The 20080-nt window shown below is 75.9% G+C and carries 17 protein-coding genes and 1 tRNA gene; 11 read left to right on the plus strand and 7 right to left on the minus strand.

The window, feature by feature from the left end; genetic code table 11:
* Positions 1–10: 10 nt before the first annotated feature.
* The 3 genes from IE326_RS13695 to IE326_RS13705 all read left to right on the plus strand — a co-directional run bounded on the left by IE326_RS13695 (position 11) and on the right by IE326_RS13705 (position 2507).
* Positions 11–1570 (plus strand): alpha/beta hydrolase, encoded by a 1560-nt coding sequence (locus IE326_RS13695; protein ID WP_190041635.1) that lies wholly within the window; start codon positions 11–13, stop codon positions 1568–1570.
* 96 nt (positions 1571–1666) lie between these two features.
* Positions 1667–1740, plus strand: a tRNA-Thr gene (locus IE326_RS13700).
* An 80-nt stretch (positions 1741–1820) separates the two neighbouring features.
* The gene (locus tag IE326_RS13705; protein ID WP_150229134.1) at positions 1821–2507 is read left to right on the plus strand and encodes a pyridoxamine 5'-phosphate oxidase family protein; all 687 of its coding nucleotides are present in this window, start codon (positions 1821–1823) and stop codon (positions 2505–2507) included.
* Positions 2508–2627: 120 nt separating this feature from the next.
* On the opposite strand, the gene IE326_RS13710 is transcribed toward IE326_RS13705, so the two are convergent.
* Both IE326_RS13710 and IE326_RS13715 read right to left on the minus strand, forming a co-directional pair.
* Positions 2628–3422: a sigma-70 family RNA polymerase sigma factor family protein gene (locus IE326_RS13710; protein ID WP_190041636.1), complete on the minus strand. Its 795-nt coding sequence runs from the start codon at positions 3420–3422 to the stop codon at positions 2628–2630.
* 2 nt (positions 3423–3424) lie between these two features.
* Complete coding sequence (locus IE326_RS13715; RefSeq protein WP_150229132.1) at positions 3425–3802, minus strand: DUF6479 family protein; 378 nt, start codon at positions 3800–3802, stop codon at positions 3425–3427.
* Between the two features lie 171 nt (positions 3803–3973).
* On the opposite strand from IE326_RS13715, the gene IE326_RS13720 reads away from it, so the two are divergent.
* Positions 3974–4483: a SigE family RNA polymerase sigma factor gene (locus tag IE326_RS13720; RefSeq protein WP_030749360.1), complete on the plus strand. Its 510-nt coding sequence runs from the start codon at positions 3974–3976 to the stop codon at positions 4481–4483.
* 223 nt (positions 4484–4706) lie between these two features.
* Entirely contained in the window at positions 4707–6056 is a 1350-nt protein-coding gene (locus IE326_RS13725; protein ID WP_190041637.1) for a hypothetical protein, read from the plus strand.
* 30 nt (positions 6057–6086) lie between these two features.
* On the opposite strand, the gene IE326_RS13730 is transcribed toward IE326_RS13725, so the two are convergent.
* Together IE326_RS13730 and IE326_RS41705 are read right to left on the minus strand one after the other, a co-directional pair.
* Positions 6087–7784 carry a bifunctional 3'-5' exonuclease/DNA polymerase gene (locus IE326_RS13730; RefSeq protein WP_190041638.1) on the minus strand — a complete coding sequence of 566 codons (1698 nt, stop codon included), beginning with the start codon at positions 7782–7784 and terminating at the stop codon, positions 6087–6089.
* A gap of 266 nt (positions 7785–8050) precedes the next feature.
* Complete coding sequence (locus IE326_RS41705; RefSeq protein WP_150229126.1) at positions 8051–9295, minus strand: helix-turn-helix transcriptional regulator; 1245 nt, start codon at positions 9293–9295, stop codon at positions 8051–8053.
* A 235-nt stretch (positions 9296–9530) separates the two neighbouring features.
* Here IE326_RS41705 and IE326_RS13740 point away from each other — a divergent pair, with 235 nt between their 5' ends.
* Positions 9531–10460, plus strand: coding sequence for an NADP-dependent oxidoreductase (locus IE326_RS13740; RefSeq protein WP_150232816.1), 930 nt, complete (start codon positions 9531–9533; stop codon positions 10458–10460).
* Positions 10461–10639: 179 nt separating this feature from the next.
* Here IE326_RS13740 and IE326_RS13745 read toward each other — a convergent pair whose 3' ends face one another.
* The gene (locus tag IE326_RS13745; protein WP_190041639.1) at positions 10640–12736 is read right to left on the minus strand and encodes an FtsX-like permease family protein; all 2097 of its coding nucleotides are present in this window, start codon (positions 12734–12736) and stop codon (positions 10640–10642) included.
* Positions 12730–13512 (minus strand): ABC transporter ATP-binding protein, encoded by a 783-nt coding sequence (locus IE326_RS13750; RefSeq protein WP_229915460.1) that lies wholly within the window; start codon positions 13510–13512, stop codon positions 12730–12732. The genes IE326_RS13745 and IE326_RS13750 overlap by 7 nt, the downstream gene beginning before the upstream one ends.
* Positions 13513–13821: 309 nt before the next feature.
* On the opposite strand from IE326_RS13750, the gene IE326_RS13755 reads away from it, so the two are divergent.
* From IE326_RS13755 to IE326_RS13770, 4 genes are all read left to right on the plus strand, one after another.
* On the plus strand, positions 13822–14967 hold the full coding sequence (locus IE326_RS13755; protein ID WP_190041641.1) for a DUF2786 domain-containing protein: 1146 nt from the start codon (positions 13822–13824) through the stop codon (positions 14965–14967).
* 148 nt (positions 14968–15115) lie between these two features.
* Positions 15116–17257: an FUSC family protein gene (locus IE326_RS13760; protein WP_190041642.1), complete on the plus strand. Its 2142-nt coding sequence runs from the start codon at positions 15116–15118 to the stop codon at positions 17255–17257.
* Between the two features lie 263 nt (positions 17258–17520).
* Positions 17521–17685, plus strand: a complete 165-nt coding sequence (gene rpmG, locus IE326_RS13765) for a 50S ribosomal protein L33 (RefSeq protein ID WP_030749388.1) — start codon at positions 17521–17523, stop codon at positions 17683–17685.
* A 278-nt stretch (positions 17686–17963) separates the two neighbouring features.
* On the plus strand, positions 17964–18206 hold the full coding sequence (locus IE326_RS13770; protein ID WP_037707466.1) for a DUF397 domain-containing protein: 243 nt from the start codon (positions 17964–17966) through the stop codon (positions 18204–18206).
* Positions 18207–18321: 115 nt separating this feature from the next.
* Here the strand turns inward: IE326_RS13770 and IE326_RS13775 are convergent, their stop codons facing one another.
* Positions 18322–18822 carry an ATP-binding protein gene (locus tag IE326_RS13775; RefSeq protein WP_150229113.1) on the minus strand — a complete coding sequence of 167 codons (501 nt, stop codon included), beginning with the start codon at positions 18820–18822 and terminating at the stop codon, positions 18322–18324.
* Positions 18823–19162: 340 nt separating this feature from the next.
* On the opposite strand from IE326_RS13775, the gene IE326_RS13780 reads away from it, so the two are divergent.
* Positions 19163–20035: a Sco1979 family transcriptional regulator gene (locus tag IE326_RS13780; protein ID WP_373310191.1), complete on the plus strand. Its 873-nt coding sequence runs from the start codon at positions 19163–19165 to the stop codon at positions 20033–20035.
* The last annotated feature ends 45 nt before the right edge of the window (positions 20036–20080 follow it).

Consider the following 20080-nt stretch of genomic DNA (forward strand, 5'->3'; position numbering starts at 1 on the left):
CGCTCCGGGGATGGACTCCAGGCGTCTCCTCCGCACCTCCGCCACGGCCCTCGCCGCCGCCGGGCTGATCCTCTCCGGCTGCACGGGCGGCAGCGACGCGGCCGCTCCGGCGGACCCGGGGACCACCCGGGCGCGGGCGGCGGACCGGCCGTCGCCCGCGCCGGAGGCGCTGAAGGAGTTCTACGGCCAGAAGCTCGCCTGGCGGGACTGCGGCACCGCCGGTTTCCAGTGCGCGACCCTGCGGGCCCCGCTCGACTACGCGAAGCCGGCCGGGCCCGAGATCCGGCTCGCCGTCTCCCGGGTGCGGGCGAGCGGTCCCGGCACGCGGATCGGCTCCCTCCTGGTGAACCCGGGCGGGCCGGGCGGCTCGGCCGTCGACTACCTCCAGGGCTACGCGGGCGTCGGCTACCCGGAGCCGGTCAGGGCCCGCTACGACATGGTGGCCGTCGACCCGCGCGGCGTCGCCCGCAGCGAGCCGGTCGAGTGCCTGACGGGCCCCGAGATGGACGCGTACACGCAGGTCGACCAGACCCCGGACGACCAGGCGGAGACGAAGGCGCTGGTCGCCTCGTTCCAGCGGTTCGCGGAGGGCTGCGAGAAGCGCACGGACGAGGTCCTGCCGCACGTCTCCACGGTGGAGACGGCCCGGGACATGGACATCCTGCGGGCGGTCCTCGGCGACGAGCGGCTGCACTACGTGGGCGCCTCCTACGGCACCTTCCTCGGCGCCACCTACGCCGAGCTGTTCCCCGGCCGGGTCGGCCGGCTCGTCCTCGACGGGGCGATGGACCCGTCCCTCTCCGCCCTCGACCTCAACCGCGACCAGACGGCCGGCTTCGAGACCGCGTTCGGGGCCTTCGCCGCCGACTGCGTCGCCCGGCCCGACTGCCCGCTCGGCACCGGGACCCCCGAGTCGGCGGGCGAGGCCCTGAAGAAGTTCTTCCGCGCCGCCGACGCCGCCCCCGTCCCCACCGGCGAGAGCCGCCTCCTCGGCGAGTCGCTGGCCACCACCGGCGTCATCGCGGCCATGTACGACGAGAGCGCCTGGCCGCAGCTGCGCGAGGCCCTGACCCGGGCCATCGGCGGCGAGGGCTCGGCCCTCCTGGCCCTCGCCGACAGCTACTACGAGCGGGAGCCGGACGGCTCGTACACGAACCTCATGTTCGCCAACGCCGCCGTGAACTGCCTCGACCTGCCCCCCGCCTACCAGGGCCCCGCCGACGCCGAGAAGGCCGTCCCCTCCTTCGAGAAGGCGTCCCCGGTCTTCGGCGCCGGCCTCGCCTGGGCCGCCCTCAACTGCACCTACTGGCCCGCCGAGGCCACCGGCCGCCCGCACCGCATCACCGCCGAGGGCGCCGCCCCGATCCTCGTCGTCGGCACCACCCGCGACCCCGCCACCCCCTACCGCTGGGCCGAGTCCCTCGCCGACCAGCTCTCCTCCGGCACCCTCCTCACCTACGAGGGCGACGGCCACACCGCCTACGGCCGGGGCAGCGACTGCGTCGACACCGCCATCAACACCTACCTCCTCGAAGGCACCCCGCCCCCCGCCGGCAAGCGCTGCTCCTGACCCCCGCCCCCACCCGCTCCGCCCCTGGTCGGAGCACCCCCGGAAACTGTGTAGACTTGGCGACGCTGCTGCACCAATCATGGTGACGCGCAGCGCGCCGCCTTAGCTCAGTTGGCCAGAGCAACGCACTCGTAATGCGTAGGTCTCGGGTTCGAATCCCGAAGGCGGCTCACTTGGAACCCCAGGTCGGATCTCATCTGACCTGGGGTTTCGTGGTTCTCGGGATGGTTTCAGGGGAGCAGGGGGAAGCATGGGCGGGGACGGGCCGGGCGTGACGGAGCGGACGCGGTTGCGGCGGATGCGGGAGAAGGGGTCGCACCGGCGGGAGGATCTGGACGCGGTGCTGGCGGCGGGGTGGCTGTGCCATCTCGGGGTGACCGTGGACGGGGTGCCGATGGTGGTGCCGACGGCGTACGGGGTCGAGGGGGACCGGCTGTACGTGCACGGGTCGGTGGCCAGCCGGAGCCTGGTGCGGGCGCCGGGGAGCACGGTGTGCGTGACGGTGACGCACGTCGACGGGCTGGTGCTGGCGCGGTCGGTGTTCGAGCACGGGGTGAACTACCGGTGCGCCATGGTCTACGGGGTTCCCGAGGTGGTGACCGACCCGGAGGAGAAGCTGCGGGGGCTGCGGGCGCTGACCGAGCAGAGCAGTCCGGGGCAGTGGGAGTACGTGCGCAAGCCCAGCCGGAAGGAGCTGGCGGCCACCGCGCTGCTCGCGCTGGACCTCACCGAGGCGTCGGTGAAGACGCGGAGCGGCCCGCCGGACGACGGGGACTCCGAGGACGCGGAGCTGGGGCTGTGGGCCGGGGTGCTGCCGGTGGTGACCGCCTTCGGCACGCCGGTGCCGGATCCCGCGCTGCCCGCGGAGCTCGCGGCCGCCGTGCCCGGTCACATCGCGGAGCGGGCCGGGCGGCGGGTCGACGGCGGGGAGGGGTAGGGGGGTAGGGGTTTTTCCGGGGTCTTCCGAAGGTCTCCCGGGGGCCTCGCGGTGAGTCTTCAGGCGGGTCTTGCGGTGGGTCTGCCGGTGGGTCTTGCGGTGGGTCTGCCGGGTGGTCCGTCACGCCGGGACCGCGATGGTGCGGTGGGAGAGGTGGGACGGGTCGGCCAGGACGTCGACCGAGGTGATCGGGCCGGCGGGGGCGGTGAAGACGTAGATCGCGGAGGGGGCGGCGAGCAGGCCCGGGGCGCCGTCCACCAGGGCCGGGCGGGCCGTCGCGGCCCGGGCGGCCAGGGCGCGGGCGACCGCCGGGGCGCCGTGGGCGGGCCGGACCCCGCGGCGTACGGCGCCGGGGTCGGCCCGCAGGACCGCGTCCGGGTCGAGCAGGGAGCGCAGGGCCGCGGTGTCGCCCGAGCGGGCGGCGGCGAGGACCGCGTCCACGGCGCCCCGCAGCCGTGCCGGGTCGGGGGCGGGCATCTCCTCGGCGGTCCGGGCGCGGGCCCGCGCCCGGACGGCGATCTGCCGGACCGCCGCCGGGCCGCGTTCCAGGGCGGGGGCGAGGTCGTCGTACGGGACGCCGAAGAGGTCGTGGAAGACGAGGACGAGCCGTTCCGCCGGGGTGAGCGCGGGGGAGAGCCCGGAGCCGGAGGCGGCGGGGGCCGCCCAGGGGTCCCACGGGGTGGTGCGGCGCGCCTCGCGGGCCCGGAGGCGGCCGAGGCAGACCCGCGCCAGGACGGTCTCCGGGGGCGGGCCGGGATCGGGGACGGGCCCCGGGCCCCGGCGCGCCCGGGGGCCGGGGCCGTACGAGGCGAGGACGCGGGTCGTGGTCCGTAGTGCCCGGTCCGCCTCGTGGGGGGAACCGAGCAGCCGCCGGGCCATGGCCCGCAGCCGCGCGGGGGCCGGTGCGGCGGACATGGTCAGTCGCCGTGTCCGGTGCCGCCGCTGCCGAAGCCGCCGCTGGAGATGCCGCCCCACTTGCGCTTCTCCTCGCTCGGCGGTTCGGCGGGGGTGCCGCCGTCCTTGAGCTGGTAGGGCATGAGCCGGTGGGCGCCGTCCGTCCGGGGCACCTCCGCCGGGCGGCGGTACTCCGTCATCTCGCCAGGCAGCTGGTCGGTGTCCGGGCGGTGCGGTTGCTCGTCGGGCTGCGGTGGGCGGGGCTCGCGGGTGCGGACCCGGTAGCCGAACCAGAAGGCTCCGATAAGGACGGCCACGAGAACCAGGCCGCCGATCACTTGTCCCAGACCTGACTGCCAGACCCCAGCCGCCAGGACCTCTGCTGCGCTGAGAGTGTTCATATCAACAGGATTACCCGATTCCGCTTCTTCGGATGCGTGCGCGGGCGAGTTCGATGAAACATTTCCCCGGGCCCATCGCGTCGAAGGGGTGCACGGCAGCACGGCGAGTGCGGGGGATCGCACAGGGCGACCGCCCGTGACCACTCGCGACCGACAAGGGGGAGGAGGGACATGAGAACGTCCCGCGCGGACGAGTTCTTGGAGTTCGCCTCGGCGCGCACCGGCCAGCTGTTCCGCTCGGCCTGCCTGCTGACCAGCGGGGACGTCCACCTGGCCGAGGACCTCACGCAGGAGACGCTGGGGAAGATGTACGCCCTGTGGGGGCGGGTCTCCCGGATCGGCAACCCCGCCGCGTACGCCCAGACCGTCCTCGTCCGCACGTTCCTGAGCCACCAGCGGCGGCGCTCCGCCACCGAACGGCCGCTGGGCGAGCTTCCCGAGCACACCCCGGACGACGGCAGGGACCCCCTGCTGCGGATCGCCCTCCTCGACGCGCTCGCCGCACTGCCCCCGAAGGACCGGGCGGTCGTGGTGCTGCGCTACTGGGAGGACCGCAGCGTCGAGGAGACCGCCGACGCCCTCCACACCAGCTCCGCGGCCGTCCGCACCCGGTCCACCCGGGCGCTCGGCAAGCTGCGGCAGCGGCTCGGCGGCAGCATCGCCGAGTTCGCCGCCCGCTGACCGTCCCGGGACTTCTCCTCCCGGACCGGTTCCGGCTCTCCTCCGACCGTCCCGGGACTTCTCCTCCCGGACCGGTTCCGGCTCTCCTCCGACCGTCCCGGGACTTCTCCTCCCGGACCGGTTCCGGCTCTCCTCCGACCGTCCCGGGACTTCTCCTCCCGGACCGGTCCCGGTTCTCCTTTCCTTCCTTCCGCACCTCCGAAGCAGAGACGGTGATCTCGTCATGTCCACGAACGAACACCACGACCCCGACAGCGAGTTCGTCGGCGAACTCGGCTCGGCCCTGCGCGCCGCCGGCGAGGGCTTCCCCGTCGACGGCCGGTCCGCGCTGGTCTCCGGCGGCCTCGCCCGAGGCCGGCGCCGGCTGCTGCGCCGCAGGCTCGCCGTCACCGGCGGCGCCCTCGCGCTCGCCGCGATCGGCGTCGGCGGCGTCTACGCCGGTACGGTCGTCACCCCCGCCCAGCCGGCCAAGGCGTCCGTGGGGGCGGCCGAGCAGAAGGCGAAGCCGAGCCCGACGGCGGAGCCGGCCGGGAAGCCGACCTCCGACACCCTGAAGCCCGGCGAGGCGCAGATCCCGCTCTCCGCCATCGCGGACGTCGTCAGGGCCAACACCCCGGCCGGCCAGTGGCGGTTCGACGGCCTCGAAGGCACCGGCCAGGGCGTCAGCGGCGTCTACGACGACGGCGAGGGCGAAGCCGCCTTCGGCGTCTTCCTCTCCCGGGCCGGCCGCAGCGCCGAGGCGGGCACCGACATGGTGACCTGCCCCTCGAAGGTCTACGTCCCCTACGACCACTGCAAGGCGGAGCGGCTCGCCGACGGGTCCCGCCTGATGGTCTTCCAGGGGTACGAGTACCCCGACAAGCGCGAGGAGACCAAGAACTGGCGGGCCACGCTGCTCACCGAGGACGGCTTCCTCATCGACGCGAGCGAGTACAACGCGCCCGCCGAGAAGGGCGCCGAGATCAGCCGCGAGGACCCGCCCTTCAGCGCCGCCCAGCTGAAGACGCTCGTCACCGCCGAGGGCTGGCGGCCGCTGCTGAAGCAGATCCCGAAGCTGCCCGCCGTGCCCGCCGGGAAGGCACCCGGCAAGGAGGGCGAGCCGGGCAAGGTGCGCAAGCCCGCGCCGGAGGTCACCGGGGACGGCGTCCTCACCACCCTGACCGACCTGGTGCCCGACGGCCTCCGGGTCGTCGACAAGGGCGGCGACGGCCAGTTCGCCTACGCGGTCGTCGACGACGGCCAGGGCAAGAGCCTCCTCCAGGTCAACGTCCAGTACGGCATGGGCGACGTCTCGGGCGACCTCTTCGGCTCCGGCGACGTCACCACCCTGCCCGACGGCCGCAAGGTCAAGCTGAGTCAGCAGCCCGGCGAGAAGGGCGGCGAGGGCGTGGTCTGGTGGACCGCCGACACCCTGCGGAAGGACGGTTTCCGGGTCGTCGTCTCCGCCTTCAACAGCGGCGCCCAGCACGAGGCGGCCACCCGGCCGGAGCCCGCGCTCGGCATGGAGCAGCTGAAGGCGCTCGCCCTCGACCCGAAGTGGGCGAAGCTCCCCATCCGCCGCCCCGCCCAGTAGGAAGGGACGGCAACGAGCGGTGCGCGGACGCTACTTGGCGTCCGCGTACCGCTCCACCGTCGCCGTCGTGAACGGGAAGCGGACCGGGGTCGGCCCGAAGACGATCCGGCCCGCCTCGTCGCCCGCCGCCCGGATCGCCTCCGTCACCGCCGGGGCCTCCTCCGCCGGACAGTGCACGATCACCTCGTCGTGCTGGAAGAAGACCAGCTCGGCCCGCATCCCGGACGCCGCGATCGACCGCCGCAGCGCCGCCAGCATCAGCAGCGCCCAGTCGGCGGCGCTGCCCTGGACCACGAAGTTCCGGGTGAAACGGCCGCGCGCGCGGGCGTTGTTGGAGGCGTAGCCCGGGGTGAAGCCCTCCTCGGGGGCGGGCTGTTCGGCGACCTCCTGGGGCAGTCCCGCCTCGTCGTCCTCGCCCGCGCCGACCGCCTTCGGACTGGTCCGGCCGAGCCAGGTGCGGACCAGCCGGCCCTCCTCGCCCGCCTTCGCCGCCTCGTCGACGTAGCCGACCGCGAGGGGGAAGCGGCGGCGCAGCGCCGCCAGGTTCTTCAGGCCGTCGCCGCTGGTCTGGCCGTAGATCGCACCCAGCAGGGCCAGCTTGGCGTGGTCGCGGTCGCCGGAGAACGCCCGGTCGGACAGCCGGGTGTAGAGGTCGTCCGGGTGGCCTGCGACCTCCATCAGGCCCGGGTCGCGGGAGATCGCGGCGAGCACCCGGGGCTCCATCTGGTCGGCGTCCGCGACCACCAGCCGCCAGCCCTCGTCGGCGACGACCGCCCGCCGGATCACCTTCGGGATCTGGAGCGCCCCGCCGCCGTTGGTCGTCCAGCGGCCGCTGACCGAGCCGCCGGGGAGGTACTCCGGCCGGAACCTGCCGTCGTGCACCCAGTCCGCCAGCCAGGACCAGCCGTGCGCGGTCCAGATCCGGTACAGCTTCTTGTACGCGATCAGCGGCGCCACCGCGGGATGGTCGACGCCCTCCAGCTCCCAGCGGCGGGTGGACCGCACCCGGACCCCGGCCCGCGCGAAGGCCCGCACCACGTCGGCCGGCAGGTCCGGCCGGACCCGGTGGCCGAACGCCGCCGACACCTCGGCCGAGAGCTCCGCGAGGCGGCGCGGCTCGCCCCCGCCCGCGTACCGCTCGCCGAGCAGCTCGCGCAGCAGCTCCCGGTGCACGTCGGCCCGCCAGGGCAGCCCGGCGCGGTGCATCTCGGCGGCCACCAGCATCCCGGCCGACTCGGCGGCGGTGAGCAGCCGCATCCTGCCCGGGTGCGCGGCGCGGTCGTGGCGGCGCTGCTGCTCGGCGTAGACCGCGAGGAGGCCCTCGAAGGGGACGGGGGCGGTGGGGGACGGCTCGAAGAGGGAGTCCTGGGAGCCCGGTTCGGCCGAGCGGGGCGGCGGGTCGGGCGGCACCGGGGCGTTGCGCAGCCGGGCCCAGGCGGCGGCGGCCGAGCGGGGCTCGCCGAGCCGGCCCTCGTGCCCCAGGAGCAGCTGCTCGGCGCTCTCGACGTCGTAGCACCGCTCGACGCGGACGCCGGCGGCGAGCAGCCGCGGGTACACCTCCGCCGTGGACCGCCACACCCACCGGGCCGCGTCGGGCCGGTCCCGGACGGCCGCGACGAGGTCGGGCTCGCGGCGCACCTCCCCCGCGGGCGCGCCGTCCGGCCCGAGGGGGACCAGGACCGCGCCCTCCCCCTCCGGCTCCGGGGCCAGCGCCCACCTCTCGCTCATGAATGCGAGTCTGGCACCCGCCACTGACAGCGGGGCCGCGACATCCGGGTCGGCCGGGCTTCCGGACCCGGGGCCGGCCGGGCCTCCGGGCCGGGGCCGGCTGGGCTTCCGGACCGGGGGTCGGCCGGGCTTCCGGACCCGGGTCGGCCGGGCTTCCGGGCCGGGGGGCGGCCGGGCTTCCGGACCCGGGCCGCACGTCCGAAAGGTCCTGCGCCGCTCGCGCCCCGGCCCGCAAGGGTCCGGCGCCGCGCGCACACCGGAAGCCCCTACGCCGCCGCGTGGAAGAGGGCCGCCGCCTCGCCCCGGGAGCCGACGCCGAGCTTGCCGAGGATGTTCGCGACGTGGAACTTCACCGTGGACTCGCTGATGTGCAGCTCCTCGGCGATGCGGCGGTTGCGGTGGCCGAGGGCGAGGTGCCGCAGGACCTCGACCTCCCGCTCGCCGAGGCCCGTCAGCGGGTGGGCGGCCGTCGCCCGGGGGTCGGGGGAGGCCAGCGGCACGACGGCCGTCATGGTGGTGCCCCAGTTCGGCACGGCCTCGACCTCCAGGCGTCCGCCGAGGACGTCCAGCTGGTCCCGGACGGTGCCCGCCCCGGCCTCGCAGACGGCGAAGCGGCCGGGGCCGTCGTCGCGCACGGACGCCCGCAGCTCGTCCCCGGTCAGCTGCCAGCCGACGTGGACCCGGCTCAGGCCCTCCTGGTCGAGGAGGATCAGGAGGAGCGCCCGGACGACGGACCGGACGCCGTGCGCCACGTCGGCGGGGAGCGAGCGGCTCTCGTCGGGCGGTCCGAGTTCGAGCCGTACGGGGCCGTGCCGGAGCATCGGCCGGAGCTGGTCGGCCAGCCGGGCGAAGGCCTCGCGGGCCGGTTCCTCGGCGATCTCGCGGTCCTGCCGCCGTGCGGCGCGGGCCTCGGCGAGCGCGGCGGCGGCGAGTTCGGTGGCGGAGGCGCGGGCCGCCGGGGCGTCCAGGGCGCCGCTGCGGAGCACGGAGAGGAGGCCCGAGAGGGCGGCGACGTGGGCGGTGGTCAGCTCGGCGGTGACCCGGGCGCGGGTGTCGGCGGCGGTCCTGGACCGGGCCAGCGCCCCCGGCACGGCCTCGGTCGCGAAGCGGTCGAGGTGGGCGGTCACCAGGTTCCACAGCCCCTGGACCAGGGCCAGTTCGGCCGGTCCCGCGGGCGGGGCGCCGTCCTCCCGCAGCAGCAGGAGCAGGGAGTGGCGGGCGGTGGCGCCGCTCGTCGCGGCGAGCACCGTCCGCGTCCGGCCGCCGAGCCGGGCCGTCCCCTGCCAGGGCTCGCCGGGCACGCCGGCGGCGAGCAGCGGCGCCAGGTCGGCGGTGGTGAGCCCGTCGGCCGCGCCGGTCCGCTTGAACGGCGAGTGCGCGCAGTGGGTGGAGAGTTCGGCGGCGCCGAGGTGCGGGACGAGCGGCGCGATCGCGGCCGAGAGGCGTCCGAGGATCTGGTCGAGCGGGCTGCGGAGGATCTCGTACGCGGCGGTCAGCGTGGACGCTTCCATGGCCTCAGCCTAACCAGGGCTCCGGGCGGGGGCGCCGGTCTTTCGGACGGGTGGGACTGGCCGGAGGGAGGGCGGGGAACGGGGGTCCGGGGGCGCACGCTGGACCACGTCGGGAGAAGCGGGCGGCCGGAGTTCGGGCGTCCGGCGGACCAACGGCCCGTACGGGCCCGCCGATCGGTGTTCGAAAGCCGGTCGCCGGGGCGAACGGGCTTCTACGGAGGGCGACATGACGACCATGGAAGCGATCGTTTTCGAGGAGTTCGGCGGTCCTGAGGTGCTGCGGCACGAGACCGGCGCCGTGGTGCCGGAGCCGGGACCCGGCGAGGTGCGGCTGCGGGTGGCGGCGATTGGCGTCAACCCGATGGACTGGAAGGTGCGCCGGGGCCTGCTGGAGGCGCACTTCCCGACGACGTTCCCCGCCGTGCCGGGGATCGAGGTCGCGGGCACGGTCGACGCGGTCGGCGAGGGCGTCACCGGACTCGCCGTCGGCGACGAGGTGTTCGGCTGGTCGAAGACCGGCGCCTACGCCCGGTACGCCCTCGCCGGCAACGTCCTGCCGAAGCCGGCCGGGCTCTCCTGGGAGGCCGCGGTGGGCCTCCCGGTCGCCGGCGAGACCGCGGCCCGCGTCCTGGCGGAGCTCGGCGTGCGGGAGGGCGAGACGCTCTTCCTGCACGGCGCGGCCGGGATCGTCGGCACCATCGCCGTCCAGCTCGCGGTCGCCGCGGGCGTCACGGTCGTCGGCTCGGCCTCCGCCGCGAACCACGCTTATCTGCGGGAGCTCGGCGCGGTGCCGGTCGAGTACGGCGACGGGCTCGCCGACCGGGTGCGGGAGGCCGCCCCGCAGGGCGTCGACGCCGTCTTCGACGCGGCCGGGCACGGCGTGCTGCCGGTCGCGATCGCCCTGCTCGGCGGCGAGGGCACGGCCGACAAGGCGCGGATCGCGACGATCGCCTCCGTGGACGCGGCCGAGCACGGGATCGCCTACAGCCTCCCCGAGCCGGACTTCGACCGGGTGCGGGGCTGGCTGACCGCCCAGGCGGAGGGCGTCCTCGCGGGCACCCTGCGCCTCCGCCACGCCGAGACCCTCCCCCTCGAGGAGGCCGCCCGCGCCCAGGAACTGAGCGAGACGGGCCACGTCCGCGGCAAGCTCGTCCTGGTGCCGTAGCGACGACCGAGTGGGGCGACCGAGGGGGACGACCGGGGGAAGGGGGCATGCGCGCGTGCCCGCGCGGGGCGGTGCCACGTGCGGTCGAACGGCCCTTGTGCCAGTGCCACGCGCGCGTGCCCGCGCGGGGCGGTGGCCCGGCTCCGACCCCGGCCACCGCCCCGTCCCACCATCGCCGCTCAGCGGGCGGGCCGCCACGCGGAGAGGGCCGAGGCGGCGACGGCGACCAGCGCGCAGCCGCCCGCCGCCGCGCCCGTCAGGGCCCACGGCACGGCCAGGACCACCGGCGCGGAGAGCGCGGCGAGCCCGGCGGCGAGGGTGCCGAGGACGGCGGCCGTCACGACGAGCCCGAGGACCGTCCCGATGGCCACGGCCAGCACCGACTCGCCCGCCACCGCCCGCAGGACCTGGGCGCGGGTGGCGCCGGCCAGGCGCAGCGAGGCCAGTTCGGGGCCCCGTGCCGAGGTGGCCATGAGGAGGGTGCTCCCCAGGGCGATCACCGTGTGGAGCAGGACGAGGCCGAGGAGCAGGCGCAGGCCGGTCCTGGCGGCCGGGTTCCCGCCCGGAGGGGCCGCGGCGGGGGCGTCCGCGCCGGGCAGGGGGCGGTCCGACTCCAGGCGGTCGAGGACGGTGCCGGGGGCGTGGGCGCGGGTGACGTACGGTCCGTTGTCGCCGGTGCCGAGGGCCAGGACGGCCGCTACCCGGAGCCGTACCGGACCGCTGCCGTCCGCCCGCCACACCTCGACCTCCTCGCCGACCCGCCGCCGCTCGAACTCCTCGTTGACGACGATCGAGCGGTCGTCCAGGTCCCGCAGGTCGCCCGCGACGACCGGGAGCCGGGCCAGCCGGGCGAAGGCCGCCGGGTCGGCGACCGCGCGGGCGCCGTACTTCACCAGCGCCTCGGCCCCGTCCCGTACGAAGAGGGAGGTCGGCCCGGAGGCGGCGACGACCGCGCCCGCCTCCGGCGCCGGGAGCCGCAGCCCCGGCCCCTCCGCCACGTACGGCGCCGCCGTCCGCTGCCGGGCCTCCGTCTCCTTCGCGAGGGCCACCCCCTCCGACGCGCCGAACAGGGTCCCGGCCAGGGCCACGGTCACCAGGACGGGCGCGGCGACGGCGGCGGTGCGGCGCACGGCGGCCGCCCCGTTCGCCCGGACGAGGAGTCCGACCGCCCCGCCCCGGGGGACCGGGAGGAGGCGGGCCGCGGGCCGGACGAGCAGCGGGGCGAGCAGGGCCGCGCCGCCGGTCAGGAGCATCGGCAGGGTCGTGTACGTCTTCCGCTTGAGCAGCGCCCCCGGGTCGGTGGCGTACGTCCACAGGAGCAGTCCCGCGCCGGCCGCGAGGAGTCCGGCGCCGAGCAGCGCCCGGCCGGGCGGCAGCACGTCCCGGTCGACGTCCGCCTCGCGGAGCGCCGCCTCGGGGCCGGTCCGCGAGGCGCGGTGGGCGGCGGCGGCCGCCCCGGCGAGGGCGACGCAGAGGCCCGTCCAGAAGGCCAGGTGGTACGGCCATCCGGCGCTCCCGCCGGAGACGGCGGGGGTGAACCAGCCGGGCGCCAGGCCCCGGGCCACCAGCTCCCGCGCCATCGGCGGCGCGGCGAGGGCGCCGAGGCCGCGGCCCGCCGCGGAGGCGGCCGTGCCGAGCAGCAGCGCCTCGGCGAGCAGCAGCCGGCGGACCTGGCCGGGGGTGGCCCCGGCGGTGCGGAGCAGTCCGAACTCGCGGCGGCGCAGCGCCACGGAGAAGGCGAAGACGGAGGCGACGACGAAGACGGAGACGAAGGCGGCGACGCCGCCGGTGGTGCCGAGGAGGGCGGTCAGGCCGGTGAGTTCGCGGCCGTCGCGCTCGTGGCCGGGGTCGGCGCGGCGGCGTTCGTCGCCGGTGAGCACCAGGGCCCGGCCGCCGACGACGGCCCGGACCTCGTCGGCGGGGGCGTCGAGGCCGACGGCATCGGGGCGCGGGGCGCCGGCCGGGTCCTGGCGCAGGGCCCAGCGCGCCCGGAGTTCGCGCAGCAGTTCGATGTCCACAGGCTGTGGACGGTCGAGCGGCCGGGAGACCGGGGCGGTGCCGGGCCCGCGCCGCACCTCCACCGTCAGCCGGTCCTGGCCGAGGACGACCACGGGGGAGGAGGCGAACCGCTCGGGGGCGTGCGCCGGCGGATCCAGGGCGGCGGCGAGCCCGAGCCCGGTCGCCGTCAGCAGCCCGACGCCCAGTGCCAGCGCGAGGAACCCGCCCAGGAACGACGCCCACCGCGCCCGCACCCCGCCCATGACGACGCTCAGCACGCGGCACCCCCGGTGCCCTCGCGCCCCGCGCCCGCCGGCCGGAGGTCCGCCAGTCGGGCCGCCACCGCGCCCGCCGTCGGGGCGGCGAGTTCGCCGGCGAGGCGGCCGTCGGCGAGGAAGACGACGCGGTCGGCGCGGGCCGCGGCGACCGGGTCGTGGGTCACCATCACCAGCGTCCTGCCCTCCTCGTCCACGAGGGCCCGGAGCAGGTCCATGACCTCCGCGCCGGTCGTGGAGTCGAGCGCGCCGGTCGGCTCGTCGGCGAAGAGGACGGCGGGGCGGGCGATCAGCGCCCGGGCGACGGCGACGCGCTGGCACTGGCCGCCGGAGAGCTCGGCGGGCCGGTGCCGCTCCCGGCCCGCGAGACCGACCCGGGCGAGCGCCGCCCGGACCTCGCCGCGCGCCGGACGGCGGCCGGCCAGGCGGAGCGGGAGGGCCACGTTCTGCGCGGCCGTCAGGGTGGGCAGCAGGTTGAAGGACTGGAAGACGAAGCCGATCCGGTCCCGCCGCAGCAGCGTGAGCCGCCGCTCGCCCAGCCCCTCCAGGGCCGTGCCCGCCACCTCGACGCGGCCCGCGTCCGGCCGGTCGAGCCCGGCGGCGCAGCGCAGCAGGGTGGACTTCCCGGAGCCGGAGGGCCCCATGACGGCGGTGAAGGTCCCGGCGGCGACGTCGAGGTCGACGCCGTCGAGGGCGCGGACCTCCCCGTGCCGCCGCACGAGCCCCCGGAGCCGTACGGCGGCGGGAGGCGGAGTCGTCCGGGCCGTGGCGTCCGGCAGGACGTCGGGCGGGACGTCGGACACGGCGCTCGGCACGGGATTCGGCACGGCGCTCGGCACGGGATTCGGAGCAGTGCTCGGCACGGGATTCGGAGCAGTGCTCGGCGCGGCATTCGGCGTGGCTTGGGGCATGGCTCCAGCGAACCGTTTCACCGGGGGCGGGGCACGCCGTCTGCCGGGCGTCCCGGGGTGGGGCCAGGCCCACCCCCGAGGGGCGGGCCGGGGCGCGGGCCCGCCGCCCTGAGACCATCGAAGGAGCGGCCGGCGCGGAGGAGCCCGGTGCACGGAGCGGTACGGAAGGGCACGGTCATGCAGGAGGAGGCACGGGAGTCCACCGTCGGGCGGGCGCTCGGGGAGGCGCTGCACAGCCGGGACGACCGCTCCCTCGACACGGCGGCCTCGATGCTCGCCGCCGACCCGGCCGCCGACGCGGCCCTCGCCCGGCGCGGCGAGGAGTTCGTCCGCACCCTGTGGGAGCGCGGCTGGCAGCCCGCCGACCTCGCGCGCACGGTCCGCCGCGAGCTGGCGGAGGAGCACGGGCGGCTGCTCGGCGTCCTGGTGCGGGCGGAGACGGCGCGGTACGCGACGCTGCCCCGCCGCTGGCGGGAGCAGCTCGACGCGCTGGAGGAGCCGGGCGCGCCCCTGGACCGCTTCTCGCACGCGACGGCCGTCCTGGAGCTGTACCGGCTGCTCGTCCGGCTGCCCCGGCTCGACGCGGTGGGACCCGTACCGGGCGAGACGCTGCCGCCCGCGGCGGCGGGGGAGCCGCGGATGCTGACCCGGATCCGGGCGCTGCTCGCCAAGGCCGAGGCCACCGGCTACCCGGAGGAGGCGGAGGCGCTGACCGCGAAGGCGCAGGAGCTGATGGCCCGGCACAGCCTCGACGAGGCGGGCCTCGCGGCGGGCGCGCCGTCGCCGCAGACGCCCGGCGCGATCCGGATCGGCGTGGAGCCCCCGTACGAGCAGGCGAAGGCGATCCTGCTGGACGCGGTGGCGACGGCGAACCACTGCCGGGCGGTGTGGAACGAGGCGTACGGCTTCTCGACGGTCGTCGGCTTCGAGGCCGACCTCGACCCGGTCGAGCTGCTGCACACCTCGCTCCTGGTGCAGGGCACGGCGGCGATGACCCGGGCGGAGGCGGAGCAGCGGAAGGGCGGCCGCAAGCGCACCAAGTCCTTCCGGCAGTCCTTCCTCCTCGCGTACGCGAACCGGCTCGGCGCCCGCCTGGAGGCGACCTCCCGCCGGGTGGCCGCCGAGGCCCCCACCCTCCTGCCGGTCCTCGCCTCCCGCGAGGTCGCGGTGACGGCCCGCACCGACGAGCTCTTCCCGGAGACCCGGGCGACCCGGGTCCGCGCCATGTGGGACGAGGAGGGCTGGCAGCACGGTGCCTCCGCCGCCGACTCCGCCACCCTCGCCCCGGACCGGGCCCGGCTCGACCGCCGCGCCCGGAGCTGAAGCCGCGAAGGGAGCCGTGAGGGAGGCCGTGAGAGAAGCCGCGAGGGAGGCCGCGAAGGGAGCCGCTAGGGAGGCCGTGAGGGAAGCCGCGAGAGAAGCCGCGAGGTGAAATGTCCGGGTACGGGCTGATCGTCGCTACGCTCGGTCCATGAGCTGGCTCCGGGCGCTGAGGGAGACCGCCCGCTCCGGCCTCACCGTCGAGCGGCGGCGGCTGGCCCCCGCCATCGCCGCCCGGGGCGCGCTCGGCCTCGCGCTGGTCGTCGGCTTCTCGCTGGCCGTCTTCGGGCCGGCCGTGGCAGCCTCCTCCGCCTTCGGGGCCTTCCAGGCGGCGATCGCGACCTTCCAGCGGTCCTGGCGGCCCCGGCCCACGCTCGCGCTCGCCTCCGGCGGCAGCCTCGCCGTCTCCACCTTCCTTGGCTATCTGACCGGCGCCCACCTGCTGCTCTTCCTCGCCCTCCTGCTGCTGTGGACCTTCCTCTCCGGGCTCGCCTGGGCGGCCGGGCCCACGGCCGGCATCATCGCCTCCTCCAACGTGGCGATCATGCTGGTCACGGTCACCCTGCCGACCTCCGTCGCCACCGCCGCCGGGCACGCGGTCATGATCTTCGCGGGCGGGCTCGTACAGGCCGCGCTGGTGGTGCTGCTGCCGGTCCGCCCCTGGGGCGCGCAGCGGGACGCGCTCGCGGACGCGCTCGCCGCGGAGGCCGACTACGCGCGGCGGCTGCGCCACGATCCGGTCGCGCCCTTCGACCCCGTACCGCTGATGACCGCCCGCAGCGCCGCCGCCGTCACCCCCCGGCAGGCCCGCCGCCGGCCCGCCGAGCTCCACGGGCCCCGCCGGCTCGCCGAACGGATCCGGCCGGTGCTCGCCTCCCTCGCGGACCCGGCCGTCGGCGCCCCGGCCGAGGGTCCGCAGCGCGACCGGGTCCGCGAACTGCTCGCCGCGGCCGGGACGGTCCTCGACGCCGCCGCGCACGCGATCCGGCACGGCAAGCCCGTCCGGCTGCCCCCGGCCGCCGTCTCCGTCCTCCGCACCCCCGACACCGGCACGATCCTCGCCGACCGCCCCCACCGCGCCGCCCTCCGCCTGATCGCCCTCCTCGGCGACGTCGTCGAGACGGCGGAGCCGCGCACGGAGACGAGCCCGGGGGAGGCCCGTACGGCGGAGGAAGCGGGGGAGGACGCGGGTGCGGGTGCGGGTGCGGGTGCCGCGGCCGACGCCCGCGCGAGGGCCGCACACCCCTCGCTCGCCGCCCGGACCCGCCCCACCCTCCTCCGGCTCGCACCGGTCGTCCTCGCGAAGATGCGGGCGGAGGTGCGGCCGGGGTCGCCGATCCTGCGGCACGCGATCCGCGTCTCGGCCGTCGCCGCCGCCGGCTATCTGCTCGGCCTGGCGCTGCCCTTCGGCCACGGGTACTGGGCGCCGATGGCCTCCGTGATGGTGATGCGCCCGGACTTCTCGCAGACGTACGCCCGCTCGGTGGCCCGCTTCGGCGGCACGCTCGTCGGCGTCGCGCTCGCCTCCGGCGTCGTGCAGACCGCGCACCCGGGGACGTACCTCTCCGCCGCCCTCGCCGTCCTCTGCGCCTTCGGCATGTACCTGCTGATGCGGACGGGGTACGCCGTCAGTCAGGTCTGCGTCGCCGCGTACGTCGTCTTCCTCCTCGGCATGGAGGGCTCCGGGGTGACCCAGACCGTACGGGAAAGGGTGCTGCTCACCCTCCTCGGCGGCCTCCTCGCGATGCTCTCCTACGCCGTCTACCCCGCCTGGGAGACGCCCCGGCTGCGCGGCCGGCTCGCCGACTGGCTGGCCGCCTCCGGGCGGTACGCCGCCGCCGTCGCCGCCCGGTACGCCGACCCCGCCGGGCCCGGCAGCCCCGACGTCCGCGAGGCCCTGCTCGCCGCCCGCGCCGCGCGCGTGGCCTGGCACGACGCCCTCGGCCTGGCCGGCCACGAACCCGTCCGGCACCGGGGGCTCTCGCACGCGGCGGCCGAGGGCGCGGGCCACGCGCTCGCCGAGTTCGGCCGGGCCGCCATGCTCCTGGAGGCCCACCTCCCCGAGCGCGGCGCCCCGCCGCTGCCCGCCGCCGCGGGCCTCGCGGAGGCGCTGCGCGAGACGACCGAACGCGGCGCGAAGGCCGTCCGCGAGCGCACGGTCCCCGTCTGGGACGACCTCCGCGAGACCGTCGCCGCCTGGGACACGGAGGTCACCGACCCGCTGCTGCGGAAGGCCCCGCGGCTGCTCCTGGACGCCCTGGACGAACTGTCGGCCGCCCTCTCCGACGCCTGACCCCGCCCCCTCCGGCGCCTGACCCCGCCCTCTCCGACGCCTGATTCCGCCCCTCTCCGGCGCCTGACCCCGCCCCCTCCGGCGACGTTTTCCCCGGGTCCGCCGTGATCCAGGGCCCGGGGCGACGCGGGCATCCGGCTGTACGGCCGCGCGGGCCGTCCGCCGTCCGCGCCGCCACGGCTCTGACCTGCCGGGACTTCCTCCCGTGAGGGTGTCGGAGATCATATTGGCAATGGGATTCGTTTTCGTTTAACCTCGGCGGCATGGCACGCAACGAGATACGACCCGTTCTCAAGCTCCGGTCCACCGCGGGCACCGGATTCACCTACGTCACCCGCAAGAACCGCCGCAACGACCCCGACCGCCTCAGCCTCCGCAAGTTCGACCCGGTGGCCGGCCGTCACGTGGAGTTCCGCGAGGAGCGCTGACCCCGCCCTCCGGGACCTCCCCGGGAACCGACGCCCCCGCGCGCCCGTCCATCCGGATGGGAAGATCGCGGGGGCGTTCTCCTGTTCTCCCGTGCGCCCGCCCGCTTTTCCGCGCGTTCTCCGCCACTCCGGGGCGCCTCCCCGCGCCGATCGCACGCTGAGTCGCGTAGCGGCTACGCCACGCCTCGTGCACGTGCATCTGCTCATGCATCGGCATGTGAACGCAGCTATGATCCGAGGAAGTTGACACCTGCACCAAGCAACTCGGGGAGCTACCAATGCATCACGCGCGTCACGCGTACAACGGCATGGCGGCCACGGAGCTGCGGGGCGTCGTCTGGCAGAAGAGCAGGCACAGCAACTCCCAGGGCTCGTGCGTCGAGTTCGCCAAACTGCCGGGGGGAAACGTTGCCGTGCGCAATTCCCGCCACCCGGACGGTCCGGCGCTCGTCTACACGCCGGCCGAGATAGAGGCGCTCCTGCTCGGCGTCAAGGACGGGGAGTTCGACCACCTCGTCTGAGGCGCGCCGGGACCTGCGGGCACACGGAAGCGCGGAAGAAGGGGAAGGGCCCGGCGGACGTCCGCCGGGCCCTTCCCCTTCTCCGTTTCTCGGGGGCCGCTCGTGCCCCCGGGGCCTACTCCTCCGGTCCGACCCGGAAGAGCGCCCACACCACCTTGCCCTGGAGCGTCCCGGCGAGCGGGTGCCAGCCCCAGCTGTCGCTGAACGACTCCACCAGGAACAGGCCGCGGCCCGACTCGGCGGAGAAGTCCTCCTCGCCGCCGCGCGCCTCGGGGCTCACCCTGCTGGGATCGCGCACCGCGCACACCAGCCGGGAGGCCCAGCGCATCAGGTGCAGCCGCACCGGCGGACCCTGCGGGTCGTCGGGTCCCGCACCGTCCGGGACGGCGTGCCGCAGCGCGTTGGTGACGAGCTCGGAGACCACCAGGGCCACGTCGTCGAAGCGGCTCGTCAGCTCCCACTCGTCGAGCGTCCTGCTCGTGAACTTCCTTGCCCCGCGCACGGCTTCGTACCGGGCGGGCAGGGCGCAGGAGGCGGAGGTGGAGACGGCGCCGGGATCGATCGGCGGGAGACCCTGCCGTAAAGGCTCGAGCACGGTCGATCCATTCGTCCCCATGCGAGGCACTCCCGGGAATCGCGGCGGTGGTGCGACAACGGTGCGAAACGGTGCAACAACCCGACAACGCGAACAAGTACGCGGCTGCGCGGGGTCCATGGTTCCGAATGCGCCCACGGGATGCAAGGGCAGATGCACGTGCACGCGCCCGAGCGTGCCGGACCTGTCCGACCCTGTGGCGAATCTGTGGAAATCTTCTTGACGCCGACGCGCCCCCCGCCGTCCGGAACCGGCCCCCCGGCTCCCCTTTCCGTAATCGGATGTGTACGGGCTGAAGCGTTTGGTGGCAGAATCCGGGGCTCGACGGGGGCTCGTCACCATGATCGGGAGGCTGGGAGCCGTGACCGCAGGCGAAATGAACGGAGCGGGCGGGAGCGTGGTCCGGCGCATCCTGCTGGGCTCCCAGCTGAGGCGCCTGCGCGAGTCGAGGGGGATCACCCGCGAGGCCGCCGGCTACTCGATCCGCGCTTCCGAATCCAAGATCAGCCGCATGGAGTTGGGAAGGGTGAGCTTCAAGGCCAGGGACATAGAGGATCTGCTCACGCTCTACGGGGTCACCGAGGAGACCGAGCGCGGCGCGCTCCTGGGCCTCGCCCGCGAGGCCAACCTCGCCGGCTGGTGGCACAGCTTCGGCGACGTCCTGCCCGGCTGGTTCCAGACCTACATCGGCCTGGAGGCCGCCGCCTCCCTCATCCGCGTCTACGAAGTGCAGTTCGTGCACGGCCTGTTGCAGACGGAGGAGTACGCCCACGCCGTCGTCTCCCGGGGCATGCCCGGCGCCTCGCGGGCCGAGATCGACCGCCGCGTCGCCCTCCGGCTCGAACGGCAGAAGGTCCTCGTCTCCGAGCGCGCCCCGCACTTCCACGTCGTCCTCGACGAGGCCGCGCTCCGCCGCCCGTACGGCGACCGGGCCGTCATGCGCGGACAGCTGAAGCACCTCATCGAGGTCTCCGAGCAGCCCGGCGTCACCCTCCAGGTCATGCCGTTCAGCTTCGGCGGCCACGCCGGCGAGAGCGGCGCCTTCACCATGCTCAGCTTCCCCGAGTCCGACCTCTCCGACGTCGTCTACCTCGAACAGCTCACCGGGGCCCTCTACCTCGACAAGAGGGAGGAGGTCGCCCAGTACGCGGCGGCGATGGAGAAACTGGCGAAGGACAGTCCGGATCCGGCCGAAAGTCGTGACCTCCTCCGGGGCCTCCTCCAACTCTCTTGATACATCAGTACGATGACGCCACATCAGTCGCACTGTTAGGTAGCG

Source organism: Streptomyces filamentosus (assembly GCF_014654895.1).
Classification (GTDB): Bacteria; Actinomycetota; Actinomycetes; order Streptomycetales; family Streptomycetaceae; genus Streptomyces; species Streptomyces filamentosus.

Coding starts and splice junctions, on each gene's coding strand:
- IE326_RS13695 (WP_190041635.1), top strand. CDS start 11: ATGGACTCCAGGCGTCTCCTCCGCACCTCCGCCACGGCCCTCGCCGCC.
- IE326_RS13705 (WP_150229134.1), top strand. CDS start 1,821: ATGGGCGGGGACGGGCCGGGCGTGACGGAGCGGACGCGGTTGCGGCGG.
- IE326_RS13710 (WP_190041636.1), bottom strand. CDS start 3,422: ATGTCCGCCGCACCGGCCCCCGCGCGGCTGCGGGCCATGGCCCGGCGG.
- IE326_RS13715 (WP_150229132.1), bottom strand. CDS start 3,802: ATGAACACTCTCAGCGCAGCAGAGGTCCTGGCGGCTGGGGTCTGGCAG.
- IE326_RS13720 (WP_030749360.1), top strand. CDS start 3,974: ATGAGAACGTCCCGCGCGGACGAGTTCTTGGAGTTCGCCTCGGCGCGC.
- IE326_RS13725 (WP_190041637.1), top strand. CDS start 4,707: ATGTCCACGAACGAACACCACGACCCCGACAGCGAGTTCGTCGGCGAA.
- IE326_RS13730 (WP_190041638.1), bottom strand. CDS start 7,784: ATGAGCGAGAGGTGGGCGCTGGCCCCGGAGCCGGAGGGGGAGGGCGCG.
- IE326_RS41705 (WP_150229126.1), bottom strand. CDS start 9,295: ATGGAAGCGTCCACGCTGACCGCCGCGTACGAGATCCTCCGCAGCCCG.
- IE326_RS13740 (WP_150232816.1), top strand. CDS start 9,531: ATGGAAGCGATCGTTTTCGAGGAGTTCGGCGGTCCTGAGGTGCTGCGG.
- IE326_RS13755 (WP_190041641.1), top strand. CDS start 13,822: ATGCAGGAGGAGGCACGGGAGTCCACCGTCGGGCGGGCGCTCGGGGAG.
- IE326_RS13760 (WP_190041642.1), top strand. CDS start 15,116: ATGAGCTGGCTCCGGGCGCTGAGGGAGACCGCCCGCTCCGGCCTCACC.
- rpmG (WP_030749388.1), top strand. CDS start 17,521: ATGGCACGCAACGAGATACGACCCGTTCTCAAGCTCCGGTCCACCGCG.
- IE326_RS13770 (WP_037707466.1), top strand. CDS start 17,964: ATGCATCACGCGCGTCACGCGTACAACGGCATGGCGGCCACGGAGCTG.
- IE326_RS13775 (WP_150229113.1), bottom strand. CDS start 18,822: ATGGGGACGAATGGATCGACCGTGCTCGAGCCTTTACGGCAGGGTCTC.